Source organism: Leptospira ainlahdjerensis, assembly GCF_016919175.1.
In the GTDB taxonomy this organism is placed as follows: Bacteria; Spirochaetota; Leptospiria; order Leptospirales; family Leptospiraceae; genus Leptospira; species Leptospira ainlahdjerensis.
In genome coordinates this window covers 97,444-117,131 of record NZ_JAFFPU010000004.1, presented here as the reverse complement: position 1 = coordinate 117,131, position 19,688 = coordinate 97,444, and the positions used below count along the sequence as shown (strand labels likewise).

Below are 19,688 nucleotides of genomic sequence, written 5' to 3'. Positions count from 1 at the left end.
AAATGATGCTCTTTATCGCAATTGCACTCATTCTTGTGGGACTTCTTTGTTTTATCTACGTCTCTCTGAATCCTCACGGTTCCGGGCAAGACCGTCCCACGTCCAAGTCGAGTTCTACTCGCCCTGGATTTTCTGAAAACGATCACCTCATTTCAAGGCCGAACTCAAAAAGGGCGGGTGAAATTCTTGCTTCCAACAAAAGGGCCTCTCAGACGGAGAATGTAGAAAAGCAGAAACATCTCGAAAACCTCTTCGTGGAAGGAAGAAAAATTCCCAATCAGAAGAAAACTCCAGATTCTTCTTTGGAAACTCCTTTGGAAAGTTTTTCCGAGGAGGAAGAATTTATTTCCGAAGAACTTTCTCCCTCCGGGATTCAGGTTTTGGAAGAATCCCCTAAGTATTCCACGAGAAACGAAGAGAAAATCGAAGAAGTGAGGGAGGTCCGTTTTGAGATCGAGGGCCTTTTGTATCTGGATCAGAATCGGGAACTTCCTTTTGAAAAACTTTCCGGTACAAAGGAGGATTTGACCCCGGAACTTATGAGAGGTCTGAAAAGAATCGGTCCCGGAAAGTTAAACGAAACTAAGGAATCCCTTTCTTTCGAAGCTTTGAACAGCATTTATCGTTATTCCTTTTCCGAGATTGAAAAGATTTTATTTTTTGACGAGGGGGTCGTCTTGATTCCTTCCAAACCCAATTTTCCGGTTCCGGTCTTTTTTACGAAAGAGACAAACCATCTCAAATCCTATCTTGAAAGTTCTTCGAAGACATTTCTTTCTTAGAGAAAAGGGGAATTTGTAAGAGCTCCTACGTCTTCTGCGACCGACTTTAACGCTCGCCTGGAAATCTGCTCAAGTGACCTTGAATCGGTGGACGGAACCTGTAGGAACTCCGACAATTCTTCCGTAAAAGTCGCGCGCCCCGCCCAAATTTCGGGTGGTGGGGTGGGTGGCGGAAAAATTCCGGAGGACTTTCCTATATCACAAAATCCTAATTTTGCGAGAAAAAAATCTCATGTAGGAACTCTTACAAAACCCTTGTCTTAGGACGATTCTCGTTGATCTACTCTTAACTTGTGGGTAGGGATATGCAAATTTTGGATGGTGAAAAAAATCACGAGGGACTTTTGTATATCATAAAATTCTAATTTTGCACGCACAAATTTCCATGTAGGAACTCCGACAATTCTTCCGTAAAAGTCGCGCGCCCCGCCCAAATTTCGGGTGGTGGGGTGGGTGGCGGAAAAATTCCGGAGGACTTTTCTATATCACAAAATCCTAATTTTCCAAGGATAAATTCCCATGTAGGAACTCCTCCCTCTCCTCGGGGCGATTCTCCTTGCACTTCCTCTCAACTTTCGGGTAGGGTTACACTGACCTCGGGCGGAGAGAACGGTGGCGGGAAAAACCTCAGTAGAATTTTCCTCTAATAGAAAATTCTACTTTTTCCAAATAGATTTGAGCCTTTGATTCTTAGTCGTAATTCCGAAAACTGGTTCGAGGTAAGGAATTGCTCTTGATTGGCTCGTTTTAAAAAACTCATACGTGTCGCGCTCAACGACCTTCTACGTGAAGCAAACGAGTTGTCTTTACGATAATTCTCACAAGAATATAGAATACAAGACCTCCTCCAAAAAGGATTATCTGAGGAAGACGCACCGCTTCAAGAAGATTGCTCACGGGCTCGTTAAAATAGACGGCGATGAGATCAAAGACGCTAAAGATCACAAGGATTCCAAATAGACTCGGATATTCTCTTTTGATCACGTTTCGAATCGAAAACGAAAGGGCAGGTTTTTTGTAACCGGTAAACTTAGGAATAAAAGCGGGCACAGTGTTTGCCCAGGAAAGATAAGCTTCTCCGAATTTTTTTCTCAGAAATTGTTCTTCCGCGAACATAATTCTTTCGTAATATACCCAGAAAAAAAGAATAAAGACCGATGCGATCAAAAAATTCTTCAGAAAAAGGACGGCTCCGAGATAAAGAAGAAAGTTTCCTAAATAGAGAGGATGACGCATGAGGGAATAAATGCCTTCTTGATTCACGACATCGGCGACTTGCTCTTTTGTGTTTCTTCCGGAAGTTCTTGCAGGAGCATAACCGATTACAAAACTCCGAACGAAAAGACCGAGGAGGCTGATTCCCAAACAGATCGTTTGGTAATAAAGATGATAGGTGTAAGAATATCCGGGAAACTGATAAAAAGGCAAAAGTCCAAGACAGAGAATCAAAATGATTCCGGGGATATAGGATCTCCAACGAAACAGAAAATTCCCCTGAGATTCAAATTCTTCTATCAAAGCCATGCTTTCGTCCTAATTTTAGATTTCTTGTGAAATGAAATTGGAAGCCTCTGGCCTGTCAATAGAGAATCCGACCCGCTTCCGAGAAGCGGTTTAGAAAGAATCCGGAAAGGAATCCTTCCAATCCATTCTTTCCTGAAAACGATTCATAAATTCAGGATCGAGAACATACAAAATGGAATCGTCCCCGCTTCGAAAAATCGGTTCTTTTTGAGAAGTTTTTGCGATCCATTCTATCTCATAGATCGATACCGGGTTTTTTCCGGAACGAATTTCGATTTTGAGTTTTTCTCCGGAGGAAAGATTTGAGATCGTTTCGTGAAACGGTTTTTTAAGAATTCTTTCCGCTTTCGTTTTCAGAATTGTTTCCACCCAAACTCCACAATCTTCCCCCCAACAAAATTTTGAGTCTGAGTTTTTTATCTCCCATTCGTTGCGCTCGGTCCGGGAAATTTCTATCTTCGAAGAATTTTTTATGCCAAGATAAATAAGAATAGTATGAATTTCTGATGTTTCGAGCTCTCGAGGAATTAACGAACTGGAAAAGAAAAAAGTCTCGTTTCCACGTCCGACGATTGGGTTGAGGCTTTCTTCCACAAACCAGATTTCCTTGTTTTCGGGTTCTCGAACAAAAGTTCCGGTTTCTTGTTTTCCGGAAACTCCGATTTCCAATGTCCCTAATTCCCCCGATTCCGTCTGCAGCGTTAGTTTTAGCTCGTCTCCGTTAAGACCTAAATTTTCGTTTTTTGAACTTGAGACGATTTTTGAGAACTTTCTGAGTTTCAGGAGCGCACCTAAAAAAGATTCAATTTTTTGAATATCACCTCTTGCGATCGTGTCTCGAACTTGAACGTTCCAGTTTCCGTTTTCTCTTTCGAGAAGAATTTCGTGTCCTTTTCTTCCGATTCGGATTTTTTCCACTTCGGAACTTTTAAAAGGAAAGAACGGTTCCGAGTTTCGGTAGGTTCTTTGAAAAATCAAAAACGGATCCGAAATCCCAAAAAAGACCGTTCCTAAAAGGACATTGGTCAAAAACAAAAAAAGGGCCTTTTCTTGTCTGAAAAATCGAAACACCGAAACGATCCGAGCCGAATCCGAAATCATGACTTTTGCTCTTTTCCCCGATAAGAATTTCGATGTCTGATTCTTAAAAACGTATAAAGACCGAGAAGAAAAGGAATTCCCAAAAGGTTCAAAAAACTCAAAAAGAATTTTTCCTTTTCCGAAAACGGATTCAACTTGAGAACTGCGGATTTTTTGCTGCGGATCTGAATGAGATCCGTGTCTCCCGAAGAGATGTCTAAGGCATTTAATAAAAATGGAATATTCGATTCTTGGTAAATGTCTCTTGTTTCCGGAAATACCAACAGATCGGAAACGATATAAGGAGAACCGATCACGAGAATTCTAGAAGTTTTATCTCTTTGAGTTTGCGAAAGAAAAGAAGCCGTTTGATTTATACTCGGAGCTCTTGTATATCGGGAATGAAAACTTCCTTCCAAAATCGCACCCAAGATCTGTTTTTTCTCGGAAGGTTTGTGAGGAGTCGAAAAGATTTGTTTTTCACCCAGGGCTACGATATCGGAACGAACTTCGGATTCTTCTCCCGCAAAGAGGATGGGTATTATGTTTGCATCGGGTTGCCTTGTCGGTTCTAAACTCAAACTGGAAGCCCAGGGAAGGAGTAGGTTCTGCAAACGCGACGTGAAAGGGCTCTCTTCGCTTAACAATTTTTCCTTTTTTCCGGCGACGATCCACGCGGGATACGGAAATCTTCCGATCACTCCAGGTTCTATTTCCATCAAAGGGCCGGTCGAAAGTGAATGTTCTAGATCCAGAACGATGTCCGTGTTTATCCGAAAACCGTAGGATTCAAAGATAGTATTTAATTCTTCTATTTCTTCCGTTGGTCTCGCGATGCCCGCACTGGTCGGAGATATCCCGATTCCTTCTTCCCTATTCGGGGCTTCCATACGGAAGTCCATGGACTTTGCAAAAAAAATCAGACTTCCTCCTCGAAGTAGGAATTGGTCCAGTTGATACGCGCCTTTTTCGGAAAGGATTCCCGAGCCGATCCAAAGGAGTGTATGAATCTCTTCCGGGAGTTCTTCTTCGTTTAACAATATCTCTGGGATCGGACCGTATTCTTCTTTGAGAACCTGATGAACCAAAACTCCAACGCTGTCTTTTCCGCTCGCAGCCCCCGGAGGATCCGTCGATAAAACTCCGGGAACGTTAAGAATCGCGATGCCCGATTCCTCCGGATCACGAATCATCTTTCGAAGTGTAGTCAAGATCTGGTATTCGATCTGTTCTGCAAAATACGCGACCGGGATCGTTTCCTTTCGTGCTCCCAGGGAAAGTGTGATTCCCATAAAGGCTTGTTTGATCTGCGAGGAATCTCTTTCATTCTTTTCCAAAATTTGCGGAGCGATCCCCGATTCGATCGCTTTTTTACGATCTTCTTCGTTTGAATCCGGATCATGAAATCGTAATATTACATCGGAGCCGCCAAGTTCGCTTAGTTCGATTAACAATTCTTTGGTGAGATCCAGAGACGTCTTGTATTCTCCCGGAACCTTGGTAGAATAATATGCGTCTATAAAAAGAGTAGAATTCAAATTTTTGAATATAGATTTTGTACTTTCCGAAATTTCAAAACGTCCCGAGATCGAAAGATCCTTTCTGCACGCGAAGTGTCCGATGATTCCGTTTGTAAAAATAAAAATCAAAAAAATCTGCGAAAATAAAAACCAAGAACTGGAATTTAGTTTTAAAAAAAAGTTTCGACTCTTTGAGATCATCGTTTTGACCTCAACATGAGAAGATTTGCATATAAGGCCGTGATCGAAAAACTCAGATAAAAGAAAATTTCTCTTCCATCCAAAATTCCCATCCGAAAGGTTTCAAAGTGTTTGGACAAGGATAGAAAGGAAACAATTCGACTAAGTTCGGGGCCTAAGAGCGGAAGAAAGGGTCTATAGCCCATAATAAAAAAAAGCAGACATACGATCAGAGCGGAAAGATAAGAACTGATCTGGTCCTTGGTCAAAGAAGAGATAAAACTTCCCAGAGCCAGATTGGCCCCTCCCAAAAGAAAAATTCCGAGATATCCCGCGAAAGTAGTTCCTAAATCCAGATCTCCTAAGTAAAGAATCGTCGTCGGAATCGGAAGCGTAAATAAAAGAACAAAACCTAAAAAACACCAAGCACCTAAAAATTTTCCGAGAACCAATTCCAATTCTCGAAAGGGAAGTGTGAAAAGAATTTCCAAAGTTCCGGAACGTTCCTCTTCGGACCAAAGACGCATCGAAAGCGCGGGAATAAAAATCACATACAAAATCGGAACCCAGAGAAAGTAGGCTTCCATACTCGCCGACTTGAGATCCCAAAACGAACTGTCACCGAATCCAAAGAAAAAAAGAAACGAAGTCATAAATAAAAAGAACCAGGCGAAAATCGTTCCGATCGGAGAATTGAGATACACGGAAAATTCTTTCCAAAAGACGGTTTTTATATTTCGAATGGATTCGAGGATGGAATCGGAAAGATTCATTCTTTTGATTTTCCTGTGAGAGATTCAAAAACGGATTCTAACGAATTTTTTTCTGGAATGAGAGAACGGATCCGAAACTGAGCTTTTTTTAGAATTCCAAAGACGTCCTCCGTTTGAAATTTCGGGGATAAAATTCGAAATTCCTGAAAGCCGTCTTCCTTTTTTCCCGTGTTTTGTATTTCATAAGAATCGTTCGTAAATAGTTTTTTCATCTCTTCGATAGAGGTTTCGGCTAAAACGAGGCAGCCTTCTCCTTTTGCAATCTCGGAAACGGAAACGTCAGCGATTAGTTTTCCGTTTGATAAGACAAGAATATGATCGCAGATCTCCTCCACTTCCTGCAATGTATGCGATGAAAAAAGAATCGTTTTATTTTTTCCTAATGTACGAATCAACGTTCTTAATTCTCCGATTTGGAGAGGATCCAGTCCGTCGCTCGGCTCGTCTAAGATGATATATTCAGGATCTTGAATGATCGCGCCCGCGAGTGAAATTCTTTGTTTAAAACCCTTGGACAAAAACGAAACCGGCCGATAAAGAACTTCTTCGAAATTCAAAAGTTCAGCCGAAGTTTCAATTTTGTTCTTTAGGAAATTCTTATGGATTCCTTTAGCCGAAGCCAAAAAGGAAAGATATTCAAAAACGGTAAGATCCGGATAGATCGGGGAGGATTCCGGAAGATAGCCGATCTCTTTTTGGATTTGAATTTTGTTTTCCGAAAAGTCGAGTCCGTCAAAACGAATCGATCCCGAAGAGGGGATCAGATAACCGGTCAAAAGCCGGAGTGTGGTCGTTTTACCTGCGCCGTTCGGACCTAAAAGGCCTGTGATTCTTCCCTTTGGAATTTCAAAGCTGAGATCGGAAACGGCGATTTTTCCGGGATAGGTGCGAGTGAGTTGACTTACGGAAATCGTTCCCATTGGGATAATCACAGGACTGCGGAACGGAGGAAGAGCGGCAATCGTTTTTCAAAAATGCTAAAGATCTAATTTACCGTCCACTTTGAACTTTTTTAGAACTTCCAAAAGTTCCGGATTGAGATTTTTTATCTTCATCTTCACTCCGAAATTATCCATGAGATTTTTTAGAGTCAGCAGTTTTGCGATTCCGCTGGAAGTGATTTTTTTTACACTTTCCACTTGAAATTCCACATCCGAGATCGCTCCACCGGAAGCTTTTCTGGAGACCTCGTCGAAAATTTTATCATAACCATCGATTACCGTAGTATCGATGAATACTTTTCCGGACTTTCCTTCTACATTGAATTTTGACATACGAATTCTTCCTTAGTTCCCTTTATCTTTTTCATATCCAAGACTTCTTTGAAAGTCTTGGTTGCGCCCCTTTCGAAAGAATATCTTCAGTAAGAAGGGCAATCCTTCCCTTTTTCTACAGCTGTAGACGTAAAAAGTTGCAATCTTAAGAAGTTGATATATATCACAAATTTCGTAAATTAATTTCCTTACTTCGACAGATATAATTTACTAAAGAAGCATCGTCCTCCAAGATCCAGTCCTTATAATCCGAACCCTCGGCCAATAGTTCCAGTCCGCATTGCTTAAGAAGTAAATGGATTGTATTCCTTGAAAAATAGGTGTGCTCGTGAACCTCGGAAAATTCTTCCTTGGACCGTGTGTGAAAGAAGGTGAGAGTGGATTCCAAACGATTGGATTTTTCTAAATAACGATTTTTCCATTGAATTTTAAAATCTCCGACCCTTTCGTGAAAGGTCTGTCCGTCGAAATGTGTTTTGAAATTGTATAAACTACTCAGATCAAAAAAGAACAAACCGTCCGGTGCGAGATGTCTTCGAACGTGTAAGAAGGCTTTTTTGAGTTCGAAGTCGTTTTTGAGATAGTTCAACGTATCGTGTGTGGAAAGAATCAGGTCGAAGGTTTTGTTTTCGAGTTTAAAATCGAGAAGGTCTGAGAGGACAAATTCTCCAGCAATCGCCTTTTTCCGAGCAATTTCAAGCATTTCAGAGCTTGAGTCCACACCGGTAAATCGAACCGAACTTGGAAATTTTTCCCAGAGCTTACAAGTTCCGCAACCGAGATCCAAAACCTGATTCGGAAGATAATTTTCCGTATGGTGGGAGTAAGAATTGAGTATAAATTCCGCCCAAAGATCGTATTGGACATCCTTCATAACTGCGTCATAAACGTTCGAAAAGCCGAAATAAGGCTTTTTTTTAAGCATAATTTAATTTTTTCTTGCTCTTTTTACGATCTTTCTAATAGTCAATCGTAATTTGATGAGACATAATGTTTCAAGGAAAATTTCAACTCCTTTTAGAATTCAATCCTTCCTTTGAGGAAGTTGTCGGAAGAGTTGCAAAGTTTTCGGCTGACGCTCGGATTCTTATGTCTATGGTAAACACAATTCAATGGGAATAGAATTACTCCTGCCGTTTATAGCCAGTGTAGGAATTACAATCCTTCTCAGAAGGTTAGATAAATCCAACTATAAACTCAGTCAAATCAAACGTTTTACTGGAAAAATTCAGGACGAATTGAACGATATCGCTCTTGAAAAAATTCAATCCGTAAAAGACGCAGGAATCGATTTAGAAATCAGTCTCAAACAAACCCGTAAACTCGCAAACGACGTACACGGATTGAACGAAGAATCCAGACAACTCTTAGAATCCATAAAAACAAACCGTGATTTTCTGGATAGCGTCGCGAGAGATTTAAAAGAAGTAGTTCAACTTTCTTCGGATATCCGAGAAGAATCCAATGCGATCCAGCAAGGCCTTCTTCGTATGGAATCCGGTAAAAAAGAGATTCAGCTTTTGGATCAGAAGATCCTCGATCTCCGTTCAGAAGCCGAAGCAATCCTGGAAGTTTTTTCCGATAAGGTCAATCTTCGTTCCGACGAACTCTTACAATCCCTCGCTTCCAAAATCGTAGAACTGGAAGAATTATTAGAAATCAAAAACGATAAAATCGATCAAGGTCTGAACGCGATCGCATCCAATTACAGAGAAAGTCTGGATTCTCATACGAATTCTTTACTCAGAGAATCGGTGGGAAGAGTGGAACAACTTCGTTCGGAAATCACTTCTCTTTTTGAAACGATCACAAACAAAGAAGAAGATTTGGATCTAAGATCCGAAAAACTGCAGACCGTATTCTTAACCGTAAGCGATAAACTGGAAAGACTGGATTCTCGTGTGGAAGAAAAAGCGGAAGCCGCCGATCGTAAACTCGAGGACATGGCGAGACTTTCCGAAAAATCAGTTCAGGACAAGCTGGATCGGATTCTCGAGCAAGTCACTCATTCAAAAGAAGCCTTTATCAACGGAGTCAAACTCGAAGTAGATTCGATCCGGAGAGAAATCGAAGGTATGAGCCTCGAGACGATGACTCGGAGAGACGAAATTCTCAACGAAACGAGACGTCAGGCGGAATCGATCAACGAATCCATCCAATTCTTCCAAGAAAAATATCTGGAAGCTGAGAACAAACTTCTCAGACAAGCGGACGCAAGAAAGTCCGAACTTTTACGTCAGATCGACAACTTTGAAGAAGAGTTCAACCGAATCAGCAGTAATCTTAGAAGTGAATCCGACAGTCTGAAAAAAGATATTTCCTTAGGTCTGAAAGAATTTCATTCCGCTCTGGATTCCGCAAGAGACGAGGCAAAAGAAAAGACGATCTCCGGAATCACGTCTCTCAAGGAAAACTTTGATATCGAACTCGCAAAGGTCCATGCAGAAAGGTCGGCTCTGATCCAACAAGACTTGGAAGCGGTGAGACAATCCATCGTCACACTCGATAAACAGATTTCTACCCGGATCAAAGACGTGGATTCTTACTTAGGAGATCTTCAATCCGCTATGGAATCCAGCGCCGGAGATCTTCTTTCACAAGTGGAAGGAAAGATCGATCTTCTTTCCGGAACCGTGGACGAAGAAGTCCGTAAAATCGATCAGAGATTCGAAAACTTAGGTCGTTATTGGGAAGAAGAATTGGGAACGATTCGTTTAAACACCCAGGATTCCGTTTCTCATCTCCAGGAAAAACTCGGCGGAATTCACGTCGAGGGAAGACAACTCCTGGAAGAATTTAAAAACGAATACAATATTCAAAAAGATAGAATCGAAGAATTTGTTTCCCGTTATAAAACCAACTTTCAAAAAGAAGGGGATTCCGTTTCCGATCGCCTCGGTGATTCTCTGCGTAATATCAAAGAAGAGGGAACTCACATTCTTCAAAACCTTCGGGAAGAATTTTCCGGAACCATCGATAAGATGGAACAGATCGTCAAGAAAAATGAAAAAGTTCTCGAGATCCACGCGGAAAAAATCCGCAACAGCGTGGAATCCAATCTGGAAAATGCGGGAAGAGACGCAGAACGTGTTCTTGATAAATTAAGAAGCTCTGCGGATGATTTTTTTGAACAGCAGGAAGAGAAGATCAGCCGCTTAAACGGGACGATCGACGCAAAAATTTCAAAACAACTCACTTCTCTTATGGATAAGGGTCAGTTGCAACTCGGACAACTCGAGGAAAGAATCAGTAAATACATCCTCGACGTAAAAAAGAATCTGGAAGAATCTCTCAAAGAATCCCGCAAAAACAGCGACGAGCAGATGAAAGGATTCCAGAAAGAATTGCAGAATCAGTTGCGTGAAATGGAATCCGCCTCCGAAGAATTCTTACGTTCCGGCAAAGAAGATTTTAAAGATTCTATGGAAGAATACAAAACTCTTCAGTTGGATCTCAAACGCGACCTCGAAGAAATACGCAACGCGAAGACAAATCTTGTCAACGAAATCCAAGAAGAAGCCGAGACCTTACGTTCTCGCGTCGAAGAAATCACGGACAAGATGGAAGAACTCGGTGAAAAAGCTGAGCTCTTTCACAAGGCGAGCGAAGTTGTAGATAGAACCGATATATACATTCAGACAATGGAAGAACTTCTTTCCAAAGCGGACGAAAGAACTCCTTTGTTAAACGAACTCGAAGATAAACTAGACGAGTTGCAGACTCTAAAACATTCTCTCGTATTGGAAACCGAAGACTTAAAAGTAAGACTCGATTCCCTTACTTCCATCAAGGAATCCTCCGATACCCTTCGAAAAGAATTCGAGGAATTACAAAGCCGTTCTTCCGATTGGGAAGATACGTTTACGAGACTTCTGGAAGCGGGCGAAAAAGCCCTTGAGATGGAAGAAACCTTCGGGGATCTTACTTCCAGACTGGAAACTCTCGAATCCGTTCGGGAGGAAGTCAAAGGTCTTTTTGACGAAACCGACGCGCACAAAGAGGCCGCAAAAGGACTCACGAATAAGCTCTATACCCTCCAAAACGACGTTGAGATTTTAGAGGCGAGAGAAAAAGAAATCGCGGAGACCGTTCGTAAAACCGACGATCGGATCGAGTCCTTGTTCCGTAAGAAGGAAGAAATTCGTTCGGTAGAAGCCAAGTTTGAAAAGATAGAAGACTTGATGGTCGATCTATCGGAAAGACACAAACAGATTTCCACTCTTCAACATCGTATGGAAGACTTAAAAGCAGGTGCTGTCGTCGTCAAAGAAGACCTCGAAGGACTTTTGAGCGAAGCCGACGACAAGTTTGAAAAACTTTCCGGCTTTTTGGACGCGGTTGGAGCCGTTACGGAAGGAAACGTTTCTTCCGGTAAGTCTAAAGATTCTTCCAAGGACCATTTGATTCAGAGAAAGAAAGCGACCGTGTTGAATCTCTATCACAACTTTCAGTGGCCGGCGGAGACGATCGCTGAAAAATTAAATTTAGAGACGGGACTTGTGAACACGATTTTACAAAGCGAGTCAGCGAAGAAGAAATGAAATATTTCTTGACGTTACTTCGCTTGTCTTCTATGTCTCATTCTGTTTCATTAGAGACAAAAACCCGGACGATTCTAAGTTTAGAATCGTTTCAGATGGGTCTGGTATCATTTTTTTTTAAAACAAAGGTAAGGTCGCAAAGGGGAAAGTTCTAAAAGGTTGTTCTTTTTCCGGGTTTCTGAAAAGAATGCAAACAGGAACCGCTAACGGAGTTAAAAACAATCGGACGACCGTGAACCGGAGCAATATTGAAGATGGCACAAAAGAAGAAAACTAAGACAGAGAGGAAGAACTCAATGGCTGGAAAGAATGTCGAAAAGGAAACCCTGATCGTAACAAGCAAAGTAAAGGCTTATATCAAGTCGAAAGGATTTATGACTTCCGGGGATGCAATTGACGGTTTGAATGAAAAGATTCATCAACTCATCGACGATGCAGTGAAGCGTACTGAATCTAACAAAAGAAGTACGGTTCGCCCGACTGATTTCTAATTCGATTTGATCTTCATTAAGAATAAGAGCGAAATCGAAAAAATGAGAGCGGCTGGGAAACTGGCCGCTAAGCTTTTAGATTATATTTCTTCTTACGTTCAGCCCGGAGTTTCGACTCTTCAGTTGAATGATCTTTGCGAAGAATTTACAAAAAAGCACGGAGCGAAATCTGCTCCGCTCGGTTATAAGGGATTTCCAAAGTCGGTTTGTACTTCCGTAAATCAAGTTGTCTGTCATGGGATTCCCAAGGCGACGGAAGTTTTAAAGGAAGGTGATATCATTAACATCGATGTCACTCCTTTACTTGATGGATATCACGGAGATTCTTCTCGAACCTTTATCGTCGGTGGAAAGGCGAGTCCGGAAATTGCAACCTTGGTTGCAGATACGGAAAGGGCGATGTACATCGGAATCGAACAAGTAAAACCCGGAAACCGAGTTCACGATATCGCAAACGCAATCGATGATTTTCTTACTCCGAAAGGTTACGGAATCGTTCGTGATCTAATGGGGCATGGAATCGGAAGAGGCTTTCACGAAGATCCTCAAATCCCACACTTTCGTCAAAACCGGAAGCTTGCAAAACTAGAACCCGGGATGATCTTTACGATCGAACCGATGGTAAATCTTGGAACCTGGCAAGTGAATTTTTCCAAAGAAGATCATTGGACGGTGACTACGAAAGATAACAAGTGGTCCGCACAGTTCGAGCACACAATTCTTGTCACCGAAAAAGGCTATGAAATTTTAACCGTATCGGGTTAATTAGGTGTCATGGAAACAGTACTTGGTTATCTGAGCAGCTTAGGCAAAGACGCAGTATTCTTCTTAATCAGTTTTGTCCTCTTTTATATCGGTAAAAAAATCAAAGACTGGATTGAGCCGGGCGATCTCGATCACGAAATCATCGTAAACAATAACACTGCGGTTTCTTCGGGACTCGCGGGATATTATCTGGGTTTGACCCTGATTCTTTTGGTCATCCTTTCCTCTCCCGGAACCGATTTTGTTTCGGATTGTTTTCAAGTTCTATTTTATGGACTTCTCGGGATTCTACTTTTAAATCTTTCTTATTTTATCAATGATAAGATCATTTTCAGAACTTTCGATTTTACAGAATTGGTTTATTCCGGAAAAAACACCGCAGTCGGTGCCGTCGTATTCGGAAGTAGTATCGCCTCTTCGGTGATCATCGCGGCCTCTTTGAGTGGGGACAGTTCCGCTCTTTCTTTTTCTATCTGGAAAGATCTTGGGCTTTTAGAGCCGATTCAAAAACTTTTAGACGGAACCGTACTCGGAGTTTTGTTTTTTTCCATCGGTCAAATCGCGCTCATTCTATTTACATTCGCATATCGCAAAATGATTCCGTATTCATTGGATCTTGAATTGAAAGATCGGGAGAATCTCGCGGCGGGAGTTTCTTACAGCGGAGCCCTAATTGCCTTGGGAATCATCATCGCCAGAGCCTTGCATAGGGATCTGATTTCGATGGAAGAAACTCTCATTCATATCGGTTTGGATTTTGTTTTGGGGCTCATTGTTATTCCTGCGGTACGACTTCTCACCGATGCGGTGATTCTTCCGGGAAGTACTTTGAAGGAAGAAATCAGCAGAGATCAAAATGTCGGAGTTGGACTTCTCGAAGCGATTGTCCTGATCAGTTTTGCGGGAATTCTTTTCTACGCGGTTTAAGAATTAAAAAATTTCTCTGGAAGTGTAAAGTTTCCACTCCAGGTGATAGACTTTTTGAATTCCGAATTCAAAAGAATCTTTTAGAATTTTGATTCTTTCTTCGTTTGAAATCCGATCGATAGAACCGACGTCTTTCATCGTATTCAAAATTTCGGAACTCAATTCTCCAAAGATGTATTTATGATTGGTATGAAACGGTTTCAGTTCCCTTTCTTGAAATCCTCGAAGAGCTCCTACGACGGAAGCAAAGACGATTTGTTTTGCGAGTTTTTCTTCAGGAAGCGAAATCAGGCGAACCGCTTTCATGACGTCCGAATAAGAAAGAACGCCGGAATGAGCAGGAAGCAATTCCAGTTCGGTTTTTGGAAATTTAACTTTTTCGGATAATTCTTTTTGCATAGTCTTTCTATATCAAATTTATGATCGAAAGTAAAGAAATAATTTCCGAACTCGCTCCTTTGATCGAAGAATGTGGATTTGACCTCTTCGGAATCTGCGAAGCCGTAATTCCGGAAGAAGATCAGAAGAATATTCTTTCTTGGGTGCAAGAAGGAAAACACGGAAAGATGGATTGGTATCCGAAGAATATGGATCTTCGTTTTCATTTTAGAAATCTGGGATTCGAACCAAAGTCCGTTCTAACGCTAGGTACACTCTACAACGATCCAGAATATGATATCTTTTGCAAAACGATGTCATTCCAATTTTCCCGGTATACAATCGGAGAGGACTATCACGAAGTCCTTCGAAAACTTGCAAAACCTTTACTTTCAGAATTGAGAAAGAAATTTCCAAATCACCAGTTTCGTCAAGGTGTGGATTCTCTTCCGGTTCCGGAAAAAGTTTTGGCAAGGGAAGCAGGGCTCGGATGGCAGGCGAAGAATACGAATCTCATTCATCCGGATCTCGGATCCTATTTTTTTCTTACCGTGATTCTTACGGATCTTCCGATCGTTGTGGCCAATGTCGCAGTTAAGGATCGATGCGGGACTTGCTCTGCCTGTATCGATTCTTGTCCTACGGGAGCTCTCGCTCCGTATCAGATCGACGCGGGGAAATGTATCTCGCATCATACTTTGGAAGATCGTTCTTCGACGATTCCAAACACATTCGGTTGGATCGCGGGCTGCGATATTTGCCAAGACGTTTGTCCTTGGAACGACGTAAAAGCTCGTAAAAAAGGAATCCAAACAAGAAGGGAAGAATTTAAAACACGTTCGATTTTTAAAGAAGATCCGAACTCCATCTTGGATTTGGACGAAAGAGGTTTTGAAAAAACGTTCGGCGACTCCGCAATCTCTCGGATGAATTTCAGCATGTTTCGAAGAAACGTTGAGCTTGTAAAAGATTGGTCTCGAAAAAAGAAAAATATTTGAAGAGAGATCGATTCCTCATTTCCAACCGATTTTTTTAAGGTGATTGATTGATTCGGACAAATCGTCCGCTGTAATAAGCGGATCCTCTGCAAAGCGAGTTGCAAGAAGTATGAGGTTTGACTCGATTCTACCGGAAATTCTTATGGAGACTCTTTAAGAGTTTTAATCAACCTTGGACTGTCCCAGTTGCGATGGGAAGCCTTGGTGGGAATAAAAAACAAAGAGTGCGATCGCGCTCTTTGTTTTAGTTTAAAATCAGATTCTTCTGAAATAGCTGAATGTAATTTATTTCTTTTTACTGATGATTCTTACAAACAACCGTTGAAATAAGTAGCCGGGGTTTCCGAATAGATAGGATGACTCCAAGTGGCGTATGGCATAACCTGTTGGCGCGCTCGAACCCTTATGTATTTCTGTTGTCCGATTGTAACCGAAACTGGAATAGACACTTTTGAAGAGGAGCTTGTGTAGTTTCCGTGAATGGTAACGTTTGCGTTGAAATCTTTGTATGGAGAGGTGGCGACTTCGTAGTTAAAACTTGTTCCACCGGACAAAGGTCTTGTCCATTCCACAGTGTTTGCCCCTCTACACTGTTCGTTGATGACCGAGATGCTGAGAGGCATATAGGTTCCGTAATTTATCAAACCTTCTGGAGCGTCTAACAAGGAATAAAGGAATCGGTTGGAATGGTGAAGAGTGGGAACACCCCCGACCACAAATCGGGTCGCAGTATCTACGATTCTTTTTTTTGTTTGAGCGGGAGTCGCTTGAGGATTTTCCGCAAGGAACATGGCTGCAGTCCCGGATACAAACGGAGCTGCGTAGGACGTACCGGTTGCTGAAAAGGTTCCATCACTCATAGTTGCAGCCGATACGTACTCACCTGGAGCGAAAACATGGATACAATCCCCCACGTTTGCGTCAGGGGCTCGATTGATATCTACGTCTACTGAGGATACGCTGATGACCCCAGGTACATTTACCGGAAAATAATCCGAACAATAAGGACTACTTCCGTAACCGTCTAATCCATCATTTCCTGCACTGACAACGACAGTGACCCCTGCGTTGATCAATTTAGTCAGGGCCGATTTTTTTGCCGATGTACCACTACCCATTTTTCCGAAACTCAAATTGGCAACGGCAGGTTTGACGTGGTTTGCAAAAATCCAATCGAATGCTTTGATGACGTTACTACTGGTCGCTCCACCTTCGCAAGCGAAGATTCGAACCGGGTGAAGTTTCGGTAGAGTGGTTCCAACGGTTTGATATCCTGAAAATAATGCGTTGGCACCAGAGATGGACGCGACCCCGGTTCCGTGACCGGAACAATCATCGGTTCCTCTTCCGTCGCTGATAAAGGATACTCCCCCCGAAACTCTTCCACCAAACTGAAGTAATGTGGCCTTGATTCCAGAATCTACTATATAGGCATGGACCTGACTTGCATTGGTTTTATAGTGGTACTGATTGTTTAAAGTAGCATGTGTTCTTTGATCTATTGAGTCTAACGCCCAATCCGCCGGGTCCGCGCTGATTAGAGTCTGATTGTCACCTCCATGCAGGAAGACCGTTTGCTCCGCCTCGATATATTGAACTCGTTCGTCCTTTGCGAGCCGTTCTACTTGTTCGTCGGTCGCTTGGATCGACATCCCATTTAAAACGTGTTGGAATACGTGTTCGACTTCGATTTGATAGTTCTCTTTCCATTCGTTTGCAATCGAAGTTGATTTTGCAAAGGATTCGTTGTTTGGAAGAGCTTCGTCAAAGACTACGATGTATTTTCCCTGGATACGATCAGCAAAATCTAAACCCAGAATTTTTGAATTTTCTACATTGGTGGAATAGAATCGACGCAGCAAGGAATCCGGTTGTTCGACTCGTAAAGTTGCCAAGACGTTGGAAACGAAATTTTTTTGTTCGTTTAAGTTTTCAGCGTTGGAACAAGATAGAAGGCCGAACGTGAACACGGCTAAACAGAAAATTTTTATTTTTATCATAATCCCTCTCAAAGTTTTTTGCAACGATTAGAAAAGTCTTTGATACATTTCAATGACTTTTCGGATAACAAGAATTTAACGTTTCAAATGAGGAATAAAACGCTTAACCGATTCTTTTTAAAAAAAAAAGATCCTCAATCGAGCGTATCTTCGCTTTGTTTTGTTCGCATTTTTATTTTGAATTTAAAAAACGTGCGAATTCTCTATTTTATTTTTAAACTTTAAACTTAACCAAAGAGTGCGATCGCACTCTTTGTTTTAGTTTAAAATCATATTCTTCTGAAATAGCTGAATGTAATTTATTTCTTTTTACTGATGATTCTTACAAACAACCGTTGAAATAAGTAGCCGGGGTTTCCGAATAGATAGGATGACTCCAAGTGGCGTATGGCATAACCTGTTGGCGTGCTCGAACCCTTATGTATTTCTGTTGTCCGATTGTAACCGAAACTGGAATAGACACTTTTGAAGAGGAGCTTGTGTAGTTTCCGTGAATGGTAACGTTTGCGTTGAAATCTTTGTATGGAGAGGTGGCGACTTCGTAGTTAAAACTTGTTCCACCGGACAAAGGTCTTGTCCATTCCACAGTGTTTGCCCCTCTACACTGTTCGTTGATGACCGAGATGCTGAGAGGCATATAGGTTCCGTAATTTATCAAACCTTCTGGAGCGTCTAACAAGGAATAAAGGAATCGGTTGGAATGGTGAAGAGTGGGAACACCCCCGACCACAAATCGGGTCGCAGTATCTACGATTCTTTTTTTTGTTTGAGCGGGAGTCGCTTGAGGATTTTCCGCAAGGAACATGGCTGCAGTCCCGGATACAAACGGAATCGCATAGGATGTGCCTGTTTGTGGATAGGTCCCGCCGGTTAAGTTTGCCGCATCCACATTGTGTCCCGGGGCAAAGAGACTGACACAATCTCCGACGCTCGCTTGAGGATATCGATCGATATTGATGTTTACGGAGGAAACGCTGATGATCGTAGGAACGTCCACTGGAAAAGTGTTCGAACAAAAGCTATTTCCATAACCGTCAATCCCGTCATTTCCTGGACCGCCAACGGCGATTACCCCGGCGTTAATCAGGTTTGTAAGAGCCGTTTTTTTTCCATTTGTATGCGGACCGCCAAAGCTCATATTGACAATCGCAGGTTTTACGTGATTCGCAAAAACCCAATCCAATCCTTGTATGGTTGTGCTGTCTGAAATCGAAGTTCCGCTACAAGGAAGGATTCGAATCGGATGTAGTAATGGCAGAGTGGTCCCCACGGTTTCCGCTCCTGCGGAAGGTGGGTTTCCGCCGATAACCGAAGCGACTCCCGTTCCGTGACCGTTACAATCGTCAGTTCCTCTTCCGTCGCTGATAAAAGATACTCCACCTGAAACTCTTCCACCGAAGCGAGAGATTGAAGCCTTAATTCCGGTATCCATTACATAAACGTGAACCTGGCTTGCATTGTTTTTATAGTGGTACTGATTGTTTAAAGTAGCATGTGTTCTTTGATCGATTGCGTCTAACGCCCAACCCTGTGGATCCGCACTGATCAACGGATGATAGTCCTCGTGCAGTTTGTTTGACTGCTCCGCCTCGATATATTGAACTCGCTCGTCCTTTGCGAGCCGTTCTACTTGTTCGTCGGTCGCTTGGATCGACATCCCATTCAAAACGTGTTGGAATACGTGTTCGACTTCGATTTGATAGTTCTCTTTCCATTCGTTTGCAATCGAAGTGGATTTTGCAAAGGAATCGTTGTTTGGAAGAGCTTCGTCAAAAACTACGATGTATTTTCCCTGGATACGGTTAGGAAGATCTAAACCCAGAACTTTCGGGTTTTTGATGGAGGAGGCGGAGAATTTACTTGCCAGGAACTCGGGTTGTTCGATCTGCAAAATCGATAATAGATTGGGCACAAAGCTTTTTTGCTCGTTTAAGTTTTCAGCGTTGGAACAATATAGGAGGCCGAACGTGAACACGGCTAAACAGAAAATTTTTATTTTTATCATGATCCCCTCTCAAGGTTTTGCAATGTTTGAAAAACTCACGGATATATTTCAATAACTTTTCATAGAATAAGAATTAAGTGTTTCAAATGAGGAATAAAATAAGAATTATGTGTATTTTTAGAATATAATGATTCTTTTTAGTGATTCGAAATCATCCGGGGTTGAATCCGAATCAAAAGATGCGGCGCCTTGCTTTTCGGATGTCTCTGGAATTAGTCGATCATTTGAGATTGTTTTTTGAAAGTTTAGCTCCTTGTATTCCTTGAATAAATGAAACTCGTTTCATAACCAATGAAATCTTTCTAGAGAAATTTTTAGGAATTCTCCCTTCATATTTGGCAGAGGAAATTTAATTTTTTCATTCTCCGCTACCAAAGAAAAAATCCATTTTGTCCGAGTGGAGAATTTGCAGTTCGCCTTTTCTGGGAAAAGAGAAGAAAAACGCTCTCT

General features: G+C 41.9%; 17 protein-coding genes. 7 read left to right on the top strand and 10 right to left on the bottom strand.

Annotation, left to right across the window (positions count from 1 at the left end; translation table 11 throughout):
- Nucleotides 1–2 precede the first annotated feature (2 nt).
- Complete coding sequence (locus tag JWG45_RS01190) at nucleotides 3–782, top strand: LIC_11490 family protein (protein ID WP_205277958.1); 780 nt, start codon at nucleotides 3–5, stop codon at nucleotides 780–782.
- Between the two features lie 771 nt (nucleotides 783–1,553).
- Here the strand turns inward: JWG45_RS01190 and lmtA are convergent.
- The 7 genes from lmtA to JWG45_RS01155 form a co-directional block, all read right to left on the bottom strand.
- The gene (gene lmtA, locus JWG45_RS01185; protein WP_205277957.1) at nucleotides 1,554–2,306 is read right to left on the bottom strand and encodes a lipid A Kdo2 1-phosphate O-methyltransferase; all 753 of its coding nucleotides are present in this window, start codon (nucleotides 2,304–2,306) and stop codon (nucleotides 1,554–1,556) included.
- A gap of 90 nt (nucleotides 2,307–2,396) precedes the next feature.
- Complete coding sequence (locus JWG45_RS01180) at nucleotides 2,397–3,407, bottom strand: DUF4340 domain-containing protein (protein ID WP_205277956.1); 1,011 nt, start codon at nucleotides 3,405–3,407, stop codon at nucleotides 2,397–2,399.
- Nucleotides 3,404–5,107: a GldG family protein gene (locus tag JWG45_RS01175; RefSeq protein WP_205277955.1), complete on the bottom strand. Its 1,704-nt coding sequence runs from the start codon at nucleotides 5,105–5,107 to the stop codon at nucleotides 3,404–3,406. Before JWG45_RS01175 ends, JWG45_RS01180 begins: the two co-directional genes overlap by 4 nt.
- Complete coding sequence (locus JWG45_RS01170; RefSeq protein WP_205277954.1) at nucleotides 5,104–5,859, bottom strand: ABC transporter permease; 756 nt, start codon at nucleotides 5,857–5,859, stop codon at nucleotides 5,104–5,106. The genes JWG45_RS01175 and JWG45_RS01170 overlap by 4 nt, the downstream gene beginning before the upstream one ends.
- The gene (locus JWG45_RS01165; protein ID WP_205277953.1) at nucleotides 5,856–6,779 is read right to left on the bottom strand and encodes an ABC transporter ATP-binding protein; all 924 of its coding nucleotides are present in this window, start codon (nucleotides 6,777–6,779) and stop codon (nucleotides 5,856–5,858) included. The genes JWG45_RS01170 and JWG45_RS01165 overlap by 4 nt, the downstream gene beginning before the upstream one ends.
- Before the next feature lie 57 nt (nucleotides 6,780–6,836).
- Nucleotides 6,837–7,133: an STAS domain-containing protein gene (locus JWG45_RS01160; protein ID WP_205277952.1), complete on the bottom strand. Its 297-nt coding sequence runs from the start codon at nucleotides 7,131–7,133 to the stop codon at nucleotides 6,837–6,839.
- Nucleotides 7,134–7,296: 163 nt separating this feature from the next.
- A complete protein-coding gene (locus JWG45_RS01155) occupies nucleotides 7,297–8,058 on the bottom strand; it encodes a class I SAM-dependent DNA methyltransferase (RefSeq protein ID WP_205277951.1) in 762 nt (253 codons plus the stop codon).
- A gap of 65 nt (nucleotides 8,059–8,123) precedes the next feature.
- On the opposite strand from JWG45_RS01155, the gene JWG45_RS22385 reads away from it, so the two are divergent.
- The 5 genes from JWG45_RS22385 to JWG45_RS01135 all read left to right on the top strand — a co-directional run bounded on the left by JWG45_RS22385 (nucleotide 8,124) and on the right by JWG45_RS01135 (nucleotide 13,857).
- Nucleotides 8,124–8,255 carry a hypothetical protein gene (locus JWG45_RS22385; RefSeq protein WP_269750264.1) on the top strand — a complete coding sequence of 44 codons (132 nt, stop codon included), beginning with the start codon at nucleotides 8,124–8,126 and terminating at the stop codon, nucleotides 8,253–8,255.
- On the top strand, nucleotides 8,246–11,674 hold the full coding sequence (locus JWG45_RS01150) for a SpiroCoCo family coiled-coil protein (RefSeq protein ID WP_205277950.1): 3,429 nt from the start codon (nucleotides 8,246–8,248) through the stop codon (nucleotides 11,672–11,674). Before JWG45_RS22385 ends, JWG45_RS01150 begins: the two co-directional genes overlap by 10 nt.
- Before the next feature lie 296 nt (nucleotides 11,675–11,970).
- A complete protein-coding gene (locus JWG45_RS01145) occupies nucleotides 11,971–12,165 on the top strand; it encodes a hypothetical protein (RefSeq protein WP_003008197.1) in 195 nt (64 codons plus the stop codon).
- Nucleotides 12,166–12,171: 6 nt separating this feature from the next.
- Nucleotides 12,172–12,930: a type I methionyl aminopeptidase gene (gene map, locus JWG45_RS01140; protein WP_205277949.1), complete on the top strand. Its 759-nt coding sequence runs from the start codon at nucleotides 12,172–12,174 to the stop codon at nucleotides 12,928–12,930.
- A gap of 9 nt (nucleotides 12,931–12,939) precedes the next feature.
- Nucleotides 12,940–13,857 (top strand): DUF350 domain-containing protein, encoded by a 918-nt coding sequence (locus JWG45_RS01135; protein ID WP_205277948.1) that lies wholly within the window; start codon nucleotides 12,940–12,942, stop codon nucleotides 13,855–13,857.
- A 3-nt stretch (nucleotides 13,858–13,860) separates the two neighbouring features.
- On the opposite strand, the gene JWG45_RS01130 is transcribed toward JWG45_RS01135, so the two are convergent.
- Entirely contained in the window at nucleotides 13,861–14,256 is a 396-nt protein-coding gene (locus JWG45_RS01130) for an LIC_11502 family protein (protein WP_205277947.1), read from the bottom strand.
- A gap of 20 nt (nucleotides 14,257–14,276) precedes the next feature.
- On the opposite strand from JWG45_RS01130, the gene queG reads away from it, so the two are divergent.
- Nucleotides 14,277–15,233, top strand: a complete 957-nt coding sequence (gene queG / locus JWG45_RS01125) for a tRNA epoxyqueuosine(34) reductase QueG (RefSeq protein ID WP_205277946.1) — start codon at nucleotides 14,277–14,279, stop codon at nucleotides 15,231–15,233.
- Between the two features lie 308 nt (nucleotides 15,234–15,541).
- Here the strand turns inward: queG and JWG45_RS01120 are convergent, their stop codons facing one another.
- Nucleotides 15,542–17,233, bottom strand: a complete 1,692-nt coding sequence (locus tag JWG45_RS01120; protein WP_205277945.1) for a S8 family peptidase — start codon at nucleotides 17,231–17,233, stop codon at nucleotides 15,542–15,544.
- Between the two features lie 322 nt (nucleotides 17,234–17,555).
- Nucleotides 17,556–19,238, bottom strand: a complete 1,683-nt coding sequence (locus JWG45_RS01115; protein ID WP_205277944.1) for a S8 family serine peptidase — start codon at nucleotides 19,236–19,238, stop codon at nucleotides 17,556–17,558.
- Between the last annotated feature and the right edge of the window lie 450 nt (nucleotides 19,239–19,688).